The organism is Streptomyces sp. NPDC054866 (assembly GCF_053610745.1).
On sequence record NZ_JBSGZA010000004.1, the window covers coordinates 47112 to 57740 of the forward strand.

Sequence of the window (10629 nt, forward strand, 5' to 3'; positions counted from 1 at the left end):
CGGCCGGTTCGGAACTCAGCCCGCGGACTCTCCGGCGTGCGGGCTGAGCACGCCCGCGCCGACGAGGGCGAACAGCACGATGCCGAGCAGGATCCGGTAGTACACGAACGGCATGAAGCTCTTGGTCGTGATGAACTTCATGAACCACGCGATGACCGCGTAGCCGACGATGAAGGCGATGATCGTCGCGAAGATCGTCGGGCCCCAGGACACATGCCCGCCCTCGCCCGCGTCCTTGAGCTCGAAGGCGCCGGAGGCGAGGACGGCCGGGATGGCGAGCAGGAACGAGTAGCGGGCCGCGGCCTCGCGGGTGTAGCCCATGAGCAGGCCGCCGCTGATGGTGGCGCCTGAGCGGGAGACGCCCGGGATCAGGGCCATCGCCTGGCAGATGCCGAAGATCAGGCCGTCGCGGACGCCCAGTTCCTTCAGGCTCTTGCGCTCCTTGACGGCGCGGTGCTTGGCGCCGGTCTCGTCGCGGGCCGCGAGGCGGTCGGCGATGCCGAGGACGATGCCCATCACGATCAGCGTCGTGGCGATGAGCCGCAGATCGCGGAACGGACCCTCGATCTGGTCCTTGAAGGTGACGCCGAGCACGCCGATCGGGATCGAGCCGACGATGACGAGCCAGCCCATCTGCGCGTCGTGGTCCGAGCGTGGCACCTTGCCGAAGAGGGAGCCGAACCACGCGGAGATGATCCGTGCGATGTCCTTGCGGAAGTAGATCAGCACGGCGGCCTCGGTGCCGATCTGGGTGATCGCGGTGAACGCGGCCCCCGGATCGTGCCAGCCCGCGAACGCCGCGGTCAGCCGCAGATGCGCGCTGGACGAGATCGGGAGGAACTCGGTCAGTCCCTGGACGAGCCCGAGGATGAAGGATTCAAGCCAAGACATGGAAACTGCGCCGTCCAAGTACGGATCATGGGCTGCGGGTGCGGTCATGTGATGGGAGATACGGGAGGTCTGAGAGCGAGGGGTGATCACTCCCTTGCCGTGGGGCAGCGTAGCGTCACTTGGTTACGAGACCGCCGGAGGGCCGCCGTATGCGGGGCGGTGGCCCTTCGTGCCGGGCGGTGGCCCTCCGTGCCGCTGGTCCGCCTCAGTCCCCGTACACCTCAGTCCCCGTACATCCGGATCGACGACGGCATGATGCTGCCGTGGTTCACCTCGAAGCGTGCGCCCGCGCCGAACGTCGGAAGCACGGCGTCGACGAACGGCAGCACGTCCACCGACGTGATCAGTGCCGACTCGGCGCGGCTCCAGGTGGGGCAGCCCTTGGTGCCCGGCATGCGCGAGGCCTTGTCGGCGAGGGTCGCGTACGCCTTGTTGTCGATGTGGGCGAAGTTCGCGCCGTCAGGGGGCTTCGGCCCGGAGACGAAGGGCCTGAGCTGGGGCGGGAGCCCCAGGCCGAGCGGCAGGATGGCGGCGTCCCAGGACGCGTTGCCCGCGACCACCTGGTTGATGCCGGTGTTGTCGATCCCGCGGATCGTCACGTCGGCCCCCACCTCCTGCCATGCCTTCTGGATCAGCTCGGCCGCGGACGCGGCCGGCTGCCCGATCAGGCTGGGATAGACGAGGGTCAGGGCGAGGCGCTTGTCGTCCTTCACGCGTACTCCGTCGGCGTTCTCCTTCCAGCCCGCCCTGTCCAGGAGGGACTTGGCCGCGCGCAGGTCGTGGGCCGGCAGCTTCCCGGCCACCGTGTTGTCCTTGCAGGCCTTCGGGTCGATGGTGATGAGCCCCCGCGAGGGCTTGCCGGTCCCGGCGGTGAGCACCTTGCCGATGTCCCCCAGGTCGACGGCCTGGGCGAGGGCCCGCCGCACAGGCTCGTCCCGTGTCGGGCGCCCCGGACCGTGGTGGAACCACATCTCGCCCCGAGCGGAGGCCGAGTCGGCATGGAACTGGCCGCGGCCGAGCAGGCGCTGCTGGTCGGGTCCGCCGAGGCTCGCGGCGTTCAGTTCGCCGGACAGGAGCAGATTGGCCGCGGTGGTCTCGTTGGCGACGACGCGGATGTGGACCTTGTCCGGCAGGCCCTTCCCTGCCTTTGCCTCTGCTTTTGCCTCTGTCTTTGCCCGCTGCCGCGGCTGCCGCGCGCCCGGGCCCCACGCGTAGTCCTTGCGCCGGGTCAGCGTGTAGTGATCGCCCGGAACCGCCTCGGTGAGGGTGAACATGCCGGTGCCGTGCTGTCCCTTGGCGACCGCTCCACGGTCGTCCATGCCTTTGCCGCAGACCATCGGCACACTGCCGATGTTGCGCAGCAGGAAGGCGTCGGGGACCTTGCTGGTGACGGTGATCTCACGGGTTCTGGCATCGGCCTTCACCGTGGTGCCCGGATTCACGTACAGACCGGCCAGCGGTGACCTGTTCTTCGGGTCGGCCACGAACGCGATGTTCGCCGCCACGTCCCGGACGGTCAGCGGCGCACCGTCCGCGCAGGTGACGCCGGGGCGCAGGGTGAAGCGGGCAGTGGTGGTGTCCGCCTGCCACTTCTCGGCGAGGCCCGAGGTCACGCCGCCGTCGCTCGCCACGTGGATCAACGGGTCGTAGAGGAAGCGGTTGACCTGGATGGCGGCCGCCATGACCGTCATCGCCGGGTCGAGCGTGCCAGGGTCGGACGGCATCGCCATGGTGAAGTTCCTGCCGTCGGCCAGGCTGCCGCCCGAGGCCGCCGGGCCGCCGGCGTTCGGCGCCCCGCCGCAACCGGTGAGGACCAGAGCGGCGGCGCCGCCGACCGCCGCGGCGATCCGCGCGGCTCTCATCGCAGACCTCGTCGCAGTTCTCATCCGTGTCTCCCTGCGGGTCGGTGGTGTACGGGCGGCGGGCGCCGCCGCGGGGTGTGCAGCTGTGTCCGTGTGCGTCCGGCTCCCGTCCGGCTCCCGTCCGGCTTCCGTTCGGGGCGTGGGATCAGGCGGCGTACGCCCGCAGGTGCTCGATGGCGGGGACCCGTTCGTCGCAGCGCGGCCCCGCCTCCGCGTCCGCCTCCGCCTCCGCCTCCGCGAAGATCGTCTCGATCCGCTCGCTCACAGCCTTCACAGCCCTCACGGCGCTACCCTCCGGTCAGCCCGCCCGGTGTGCAGGAACTGCGCGTGGCCCTCTCCGTCGTCGCCGACGAAGGAGTGCAGCCGGTGCATGCCCTGCTCGGGTTCCGCGGCGATCAGCGTGCCCTCACCCGCGGCCACCAGCTCGATCCGCTCCGGCACGCCGCCGATCTCGGCGAAGATCCCCTTCGGGGTCCGCTCGGCCCAGACCCGGCCGTCGGCGTCCTGGCTGATCACCGTGTCGGCGGCCGACGACGCGTACGTCCCGACGTACCGGGACGCGTCGACGCGCGGTGCCTCGGGGTCCGGCACCGGCAGTGCGGGCAGTTCGATGCCGGCGAGGTCGCGCAGGACGCGGCCGACGATCTCCGTATACAGCGCGACCGGGTCACCGCCGTTGGTCAGGACCGCCACCGCGATGTCGTGCCCCGGCACGGCGCGCAGGAACGCGGACTGGCCGATGGTGCCGCCGTCGTGGCCGACGACGGTGCCGCCGGGGAAGTCGAAGATCTCCCAGCCGAGGCCCCAGGAGTCGCCCATGAGCCCCAAGGGCGGCACGTCCACCTGCGGTCGGCGCATGGCTCGCGCGCTGTCGGCGCCGAGCACCCGTGAGCCGTCGGGGCCGAGGCCGTCGGCCAGGTGCATCCGGGCGAACGTCAGCAGGTCGCGGGGCCGCATGGCGAGCATCGCGCCCGCCGCGGCGTTCGAGCGGGCCAGCGCCCACACCGGCGCGGGCCGGGGATCGGCGTCCGGGGTGGCCCGGAGGTGGCCGACCGCGGCCCGGTGCAGGATCGCCTCGTAGGGTCCGGTGGCCGCGTGATTGAGTCCGAGCGGGGCGAAGAGGTGCTCGCGCAGACACGCGTCGTACGGCTTATCGCGCAGCACCTCGACGATCCGGCCGAGCACGCAGTAGGCGGCGTTGTTGTACGAGAACCGCTCGCCCGGCGCGAACAGTTGAGGCGTGTCCCCGAGTGTGGCGACGAACTTCTCCAGGCAGTCGTCGCCCTGGCCGGTGTCGGTGAAGAAGTCGCCCTCGAATCCGCAGACATGGCACATCAGCTGCCGGACGGTGATGCGTGCGGCGGCCTCGTCATCGGCGATCTTGAAGTCCGGCAGGTGGTCGCGCACGGGGCCGTCGAGATCCAGCTTTCCCTCGTCGACGAGCTGCATCGCGAGGGTCGCCGTCCAGACCTTGGTGATGGATCCGATCTGGAACACGGAGTCCGGTGTCGCCGCGACCCCGGTGTCCTTGCTGAGCACGCCCGCGGCGGCGTCGATCACCACGTCACCGAGGCTCACGGCCACGGCGGCGCCCGGTACCTGGTTCTCGTCGAGCAGCGCCGCGAGGCGTTCGGTCAACCACGCCTGGAGTGCGTTGAGTTGTGACTGTGCCCCGCCCTGAGACGGTGATGGTCCCTTCGGCATGCGTCTCCCTCGTGGGTCGGTCGAACTGGCAGCGAGGTTAGGCCGCGGGCCCCGCGCGGCGATTCGTCCGCGCGCACCATGCGGGAGGCCTCGTTCATCGACGGGTACCAAACCGGTGGGGCGAGCTGCTAGGACCGTCGCGTGTGCGGCCACAGGCGCAGTTGCAGCATGGCGGCGAAGCGCTCGTCAGTGTCCGTCAGATCGATGCCGCCCACCTCCGCGAGCCGTCGCAGCCGGTAGCGGAAGGTGTTCGGGTGCACATGGACGGCGGCGGAGGCCGTGGCGACGTCGCCGAACGCGTCGAGCCACGCCCGCAGCGTCTCGACGAGACAGGTGTGGTGCGCCGCGTCGTACGCGCCGAGCCGGGCCACGGGACCGGACGGCGGGTCGCCGCGTTCGGCGATCACATCCGTGAGTTCAAGGAGCAACGACTCGACGAGTACGTCGGTGATGCGGGCCACCGAGCGGTTCCCCTCGCCCGCCCGCAGCACTCGCAGCGCCCGGTCGGCGCCCGCCCGTGACGCGGGCAGTGCGGCGCTCCCCGGCGCCGGAGAGCCGACCCCGACGAGCAACTCCTGCCGCGCGCCCACGCGTTCCAGGAACTCCTCGGCGACCCGGGCGGCACGCTCCTCGGCGTCGGGCCGCCCGGCGGGGGCCGGGACGATGCCGTAGACGACGTCACCGACTAGCGCGGCGGCCGAGCGGGGGTGGACGGCAGTCAGATGCATCGCGAACGCGTCGGCGAGGCGCTGCCGTTCGGCCACGTACCGGGCGTGCCGCGCGGCTGACCTGTCGTCCTCCGCGCGGTCGGCGAAGGCAAGGGCGAGCACCACGCCCGGCTGTTCGGCGAGCCCGAGGCGGGCGACGGCCTCGGCGGCGCCGGGGCCGCCCTCCAGGGCCGTGCCCACGAGGTCGGCGCGCAGCCTGCGTTCGACGTCGGCGCCCGCGCGCAGCCGCAGCAGATGCAGCGCGACCAGCTTGGCGGCGTCGCGCAGTGCCTGGTCGCGCTCGGCGCTGAGCGGTCCGTGGACCGCGGCCCAGATGGAGCCGAGTATCTCGTCGCCGGCGCGGACGGCGAGGGCCACGCGCGGCAGGCTGAGGGCGCCGCCCTCCACCTCCACGAGGGGCTCCACGTAGACGGGCCGGTCGCTGCGGTACATGGCCTGGAAGACACCGCGCTCCTCCAGGACGCGCGTGTAGCGTTCGGGCACCTGGCGGCCGAGGATGGTCTCGACGCGCGAGGGGTCGGCCTCGTCCTGCCGCCCGGAGAAGGCGAGCACCCGCCAGCTGCGGTCCTCGATGGTGACGGGCGCGTCCAGGAGCGCCCCGACGGCGTTGGCCAGCGCGAACAGGTCCCCGGACGACACCCCGCCCAGGGTCTCGTGGCCCGTCTCCCCGACGTCCCCCTCCGCGATGAGCGCACGCAGCATCGCGGCGAGCTGCGCCCACGACGCGCCGCGCGTCAGGCCCAGCAGTGCGACCCCGGTCCGCCGCACCGCCTCGGTGACCTTCTCGTCGGCGGCGACCGGCGCACGGACGACGAGCCCCGCGGCCCCCTGCGCGGCGAGGGAGCCGAGCAACTGCACGATCTGCACCGGATCTTGTACGGCGACGCCGAGCACGAGCGCCTGCGGAGGCGGCACCGGTTCGTCGTGCGGGTCGTGGATGACGACGCCGCCGATGTCGTCGGCGCCGTCGGGGTCGCCGCACACGAGGTCCAGGAGGGTGGGGCCCAGATCCTCGAGGACGCGCCGGAGACTGGCTCGGGGGTGGGTGGTCACCGGGATGAGCACGCTTCCTCCCATGGGGGTGGCGAGAACCGGCTTCGTTCACGGCCTCTTATGCGTCGTTCACGGCTTCTTATACGTCGTACAGGTTCGGGTCAAGAGTTCTTCCTCTCGACGACGTACCGGCCCGCCCGGTCGAAGCCGGTGATCCGCGCCCCGTCCGCCAGCAGCCCGCCCAGGACGTCACGCAGGGCGGAGCGCCAGGCGGCCGCCCGGGCCGGGTCGGTGGCGCGCAGCTTCTCGATGTCGCCGGGCACGGCGACCAGGACGGTGGGCCCGTCGAGGGTGCCGGGGACCGGGCCGTCGTGCGGGGAGACGTCGAGGCCGGTGACGGCGCCTTCCGTGAGCGGCGCGGGGCGCTGTCCCGCGCAGGCCAGGGCGACCTCCGGGGCGGTGAGGCGCCAGGTGACCAGGAGGCGGTCGGTTTCGTCGGAGCCGTTGATGCCGTCGTTCATCCGGCCGTAGAAGTCGGGCAGGTACTCGGTGGGCGCCGCGGCCAGTTTTCCGATGTTGAAGTAGGCGTTGCGGCGCACCAGCGGGTCGAACGTCCAGGAGATCTCGGTTACTTGGTGCTGGAGCGCCCAGGCCCGCTGGTGCAGCTTCAGGGCGTAGCCGACGTTGCGGCCGCGCATCCCCGCGGCCACCCCGGCGATGTGACTGTGCAGGGCCTTGTCGGCGGGCGGCGCGAAGAAACCGACGCAGGCGCCCACGAGTTCGCCGCCGTCGAAGGCGCCGCCCACATAGCTGCCCGCCTTGGTGAGCGCGCGCAGCAGCTCGGTCGTCACCGGCGGGGTCTTTCCGTCAGGGCGCCAGATGCCCTCGTAGAGATTCCGCACGGCCTTCAGGTGTGCCAGCTCGGTGAGTTGGCACACGGATACGCCGGCCGTACGCGCCGCGGACTCCGCCGCCGCGACGGCCGAGCCGGCCACGCGCCCCCGCATGTCAGCCCGCCTTCGGGGTGGCGCGCGCGCCGTAGTGGACGTACGGCTCACCGGTCGGGAGCGTGTAGAAGGTGACCGGGACCCACGTCCGCGTGCCCGGCTGCCGGAAGGCGAAGAGGGAGTCGTCCCCCGGAACGAGCGGAACGAGCGCGAACTCCTGGGTGGGCGTGGGCTCCAGCGCGGCGAGCGGTCCCGTCACGGTCTGCCGCAGCCTCAACCCGCCCTCCACGGCGAGCACTTCGACGTACGCACCGGCCCGCTCGTAGACCCCGGCGTGCCGGGAGCCGTCGACGTCCGGCGGTCGCTCCGAGGGGGTGAGCGGGCTGGGCATCGTGACGCCCGCCAGGTCCTCGAAGATCTCCCGGAACAGGTCCCCGTACAGGTCGCGCGCGTTGCCGCCGTTCGTCAGCAGTGTCACCGCGAGGCCCTGGTCCGGCAGGACCCGCAGGAACGCGGACTGGCCGATGGTGTTGCCGTCGTGCCCGTACAGCCGCTGCCCGTCCCAGCCGAAGCGGATCCAGCCGAGGCCCCAGGAGTCGCCCAGGGTGTGCCGGTCCGGCAGGCCGGTCTGATGGGCGGCCATCCGGGCCGCGCTCTCCGCGCTCAGGACGCGGGCGCCGTCCGGGCCGAGGCCCCCGGTCAGATGCAGCCGCGCGAAGGCGAGCACATCGGCGGTGTCGGCGCAGACGAGCCCGGCGGGGCCGACCGAGCGCGGCAGCCCCCAGACCGGAGCGGGCGCGGGATCAGCCTCGCCCTCGGCGACGTGCCCGACCGCGGTGCGGTGGAGCAGCGCCTCCTCCGGGAGCGTCAGCGTCCGCCCCAGGCCGAGCGGCGCGAAGAGCCGCTCGCGAAGGGCTCCGTCCCAGGTGAGCCCCGTCAGTTTCTCGATGACCCGCCCGGCCAGACTGAAGCCCGAGTTGCAGTACGAGAACGTCGCGCCGAGTGGATGGCTCTGCGGCGTCTCCTCCAGGAGTTCGACATAGCGCTCAAGGCAGTCGTCGCCGCGGCCGGTGTCGGTGAAGACGTCGCCGTCGATGCCGCTGGTGTGGGTGAGCAGATGCCGCATCGTCACCTGCTTGGTGACAGCGGGGTCCGCAAGGCGCAGTTCGGGCAGCACGTCGACGAGCGGGGCGTCCAGGTCCAGCTTGCCCTCGTCGACGAGCTGCATGACGACGGTCGCCGTCCAGACCTTGGTGATGGACCCGATCTGGAAGACCGATTCGTCGGTGACATCGACTCCGGTGGCCGTGCTCAGGACGCCGTGGTGGGCCCGCAGCATGTCGTCCCCCACGCCCCGCGGACCGAGCCGCAGAATGCCGAGTGCCGCGCCGGGAACCCGGTGAACGGTGGCCAGTTCGGCGAGGCGTCGCTGCCAGTGGGCCGTGTCGAGCGGCACCCTGCGCGGCCGTCCGGGCTCACCGGCGTAGCACTCCACCCAGTCCACGACCCGCTGGTTGAAGTCGGCCCGGTGGGAGGGGCGCCCGTCGAGCGGGAACAGATGCGCGCCGCCCGGATACAGCACCAGCTCGGTGGGGACTCCCCGCGCGCGCAGCGCCGTGAACCACTGCTCGGCCTGGCCCACGGGGCAGCGTTCGTCCTCACCGCCCTGGATGACGAGGGTCGGAGTGCGCACACGGTCGACGTGGGTCAGCGGCGACTGCCGCGCGTAGCGCTCGCGGTCCGTCCACGGCTGGCCGCCCAGCTCGGCCACGCCGAGCAGATGCGCGGCGTCGGACGTACCGGCGATGCTCGTGAGATCGCTGACCACACCGCCGGCGACGGCCGCGGCGAAGCGGTCGTCACGGCTGGTCAGATAGCAGGTCATGAACCCGCCGTAGCTGTACCCGGTGACGGCGAGGCGCCGCGGGTCGGCGATGCCTTCGGCGACGAGCTGGTCGACGGGTTCGGTGAAGTCCGCGGCATCACTCACTCCCCAGGCGCCGAGCGCCGCGGTGAAGAACTCCTCGCCGTAGCCGTCGCTGCCGCGCGGGTTGACGAGCAGCACCGTCCAGCCACGGGCGGCGAGCACCTGGTGGTAGAGGTGCCCGGCGTCGGCCGCGCCGTTCCACGCGTTGTGCGGGCCGCCGTGGATGTCCAGAAGCAGGGGAGCGGGGCCGTCGCACGCCGGGTCGCGCACCAGCCAGCCGTGCACGACCGTGCCGTCGGACACGGTGAACTCCCGCTCCTCGCGCACGAACAGCTCGGGAGCGTCGGTGCCGCCGTGCTCGGTGCTGCCATGCGCGGTGCGGGTGCTGACCGTGCCGGTGGCGAGATCGACGGTGGCGATCTCCCCGTAGGAGGTCGCGGTGGACAGGACGACCGCGACGGTGCCGCCCGCCGTGGACACCCCGCTGACCTGGCGCGCGTCACCGCCGACCACGCGGTGCGGGATGCCGCTCCCGTTGGTGTCGGCGACGTACAACTGCGTGCAGCCGCGGTCGCGCAGGCAGACGAGTACGCGGCTATGGTCGGCGGTGAGTTGGGGCAGCGCGCCGGGGTACGCGGGGCCGCCGGTCATGACGTTGCGGTCCAGGGGGCCGGTGAGGTCGGTGGGTGGCGCAGCCTGCGAGGCGGCTCCCTCACCGCCCACCGGCACACGCAGGAGCCGCGCGTGGCCGACGGTGGTGCCGGTCGCGCCGACGACGAGGAGCGCCGCGCCGTCCGCCGTCCACGTGACGGCCGCGGCCTGTCCCTCGGCCGGGCCGACGCGTACGGGCTCCGCATGGCGCGGACCCGCCTCGACGACGTACGCGGCGCTGCGGAACGTCAGGTCGGCGTCCGCGTCGCGTGCCGCGGGGAACGCGAGGCGGGTGCCGTCGGGGGACCAGGCGGGGGGACCGGCGTGCCAGTCGCCGCGGGTGATCTGCCGGACCTCGCGGTCGGCGACGCGGACCACGTGCAGGTGGGTGCGGATCGTACGCAGGAGGCCCGGGCCGTCGGCCTTGTAGCCCAGGCGCCGGGCGACGACGGGCGCACTGCCCTGCCCCTCACCGTCGGCCGCGGCGGAATCGACCGGTGCGTCGAACGCCAGCTCGTCGCCGTCCGGACTCCACACGGGCGGACCTGCGCCGAGCGGCAGCGTCGTGAGCTGCTCGGGCTCGCCGCCCGCCATGGGCAGCAGCCACACCTGCGCGGGCCCGTCGCCCGGCGCGCGCAGGAACGCGACGCGGGTTCCGTCGGGTGACCAGGCGGGCGCCGAGTCGGCGTGTCCGTGGGTCAGTTGACGGGGTTCGCCGTCGGTGGCGCCGACGTGCCACAGCGTGCGTACGTCGCGGTCGGCGGCACGATCGGCGGTGCGCAGCACGTACACGATCTCGGCGCCGTCCGGCGAGACCGCGGGCTGCTCGGGCACCGCGAAGTCGTACAGGTCGTCGATGCGCAGGCGTGAGGTCACGGTGCGCCACCTCCTAAGAAGTCGGAAGTCGGGGGCGGTGGTCAGGAGGC

7 protein-coding genes are annotated in these 10629 nt (G+C 72.5%); all 7 read right to left on the bottom strand.

Going from position 1 to position 10629, the window contains the following annotated elements:
* Positions 1-15 precede the first annotated feature (15 nt).
* The gene (locus tag ACWGI2_RS20960) at positions 16-891 is read right to left on the bottom strand and encodes an undecaprenyl-diphosphate phosphatase (protein ID WP_160503632.1); all 876 of its coding nucleotides are present in this window, start codon (positions 889-891) and stop codon (positions 16-18) included.
* A gap of 221 nt (positions 892-1112) precedes the next feature.
* Positions 1113-2753: an ABC transporter substrate-binding protein gene (locus tag ACWGI2_RS20965; RefSeq protein WP_453696836.1), complete on the bottom strand. Its 1641-nt coding sequence runs from the start codon at positions 2751-2753 to the stop codon at positions 1113-1115.
* A 145-nt stretch (positions 2754-2898) separates the two neighbouring features.
* Positions 2899-3036, bottom strand: a complete 138-nt coding sequence (locus ACWGI2_RS20970; protein WP_453696838.1) for a hypothetical protein — start codon at positions 3034-3036, stop codon at positions 2899-2901.
* Positions 3033-4457 carry a serine hydrolase domain-containing protein gene (locus ACWGI2_RS20975; protein WP_453696840.1) on the bottom strand — a complete coding sequence of 475 codons (1425 nt, stop codon included), beginning with the start codon at positions 4455-4457 and terminating at the stop codon, positions 3033-3035. The genes ACWGI2_RS20970 and ACWGI2_RS20975 overlap by 4 nt, the downstream gene beginning before the upstream one ends.
* A 128-nt stretch (positions 4458-4585) precedes the next feature.
* Entirely contained in the window at positions 4586-6250 is a 1665-nt protein-coding gene (locus ACWGI2_RS20980) for a PucR family transcriptional regulator (RefSeq protein WP_453696842.1), read from the bottom strand.
* An 89-nt stretch (positions 6251-6339) separates the two neighbouring features.
* Positions 6340-7185: a GNAT family N-acetyltransferase gene (locus ACWGI2_RS20985; protein ID WP_453696844.1), complete on the bottom strand. Its 846-nt coding sequence runs from the start codon at positions 7183-7185 to the stop codon at positions 6340-6342.
* A 1-nt stretch (position 7186) separates the two neighbouring features.
* Positions 7187-10579, bottom strand: a complete 3393-nt coding sequence (locus ACWGI2_RS20990; RefSeq protein ID WP_453696845.1) for a serine hydrolase — start codon at positions 10577-10579, stop codon at positions 7187-7189.
* Between the last annotated feature and the right edge of the window lie 50 nt (positions 10580-10629).

Coding starts and splice junctions, on each gene's coding strand:
- ACWGI2_RS20960 (WP_160503632.1), bottom strand. CDS start 891: ATGTCTTGGCTTGAATCCTTCATCCTCGGGCTCGTCCAGGGACTGACC.
- ACWGI2_RS20965 (WP_453696836.1), bottom strand. CDS start 2,753: ATGAGAGCCGCGCGGATCGCCGCGGCGGTCGGCGGCGCCGCCGCTCTG.
- ACWGI2_RS20975 (WP_453696840.1), bottom strand. CDS start 4,457: ATGCCGAAGGGACCATCACCGTCTCAGGGCGGGGCACAGTCACAACTC.
- ACWGI2_RS20985 (WP_453696844.1), bottom strand. CDS start 7,185: ATGCGGGGGCGCGTGGCCGGCTCGGCCGTCGCGGCGGCGGAGTCCGCG.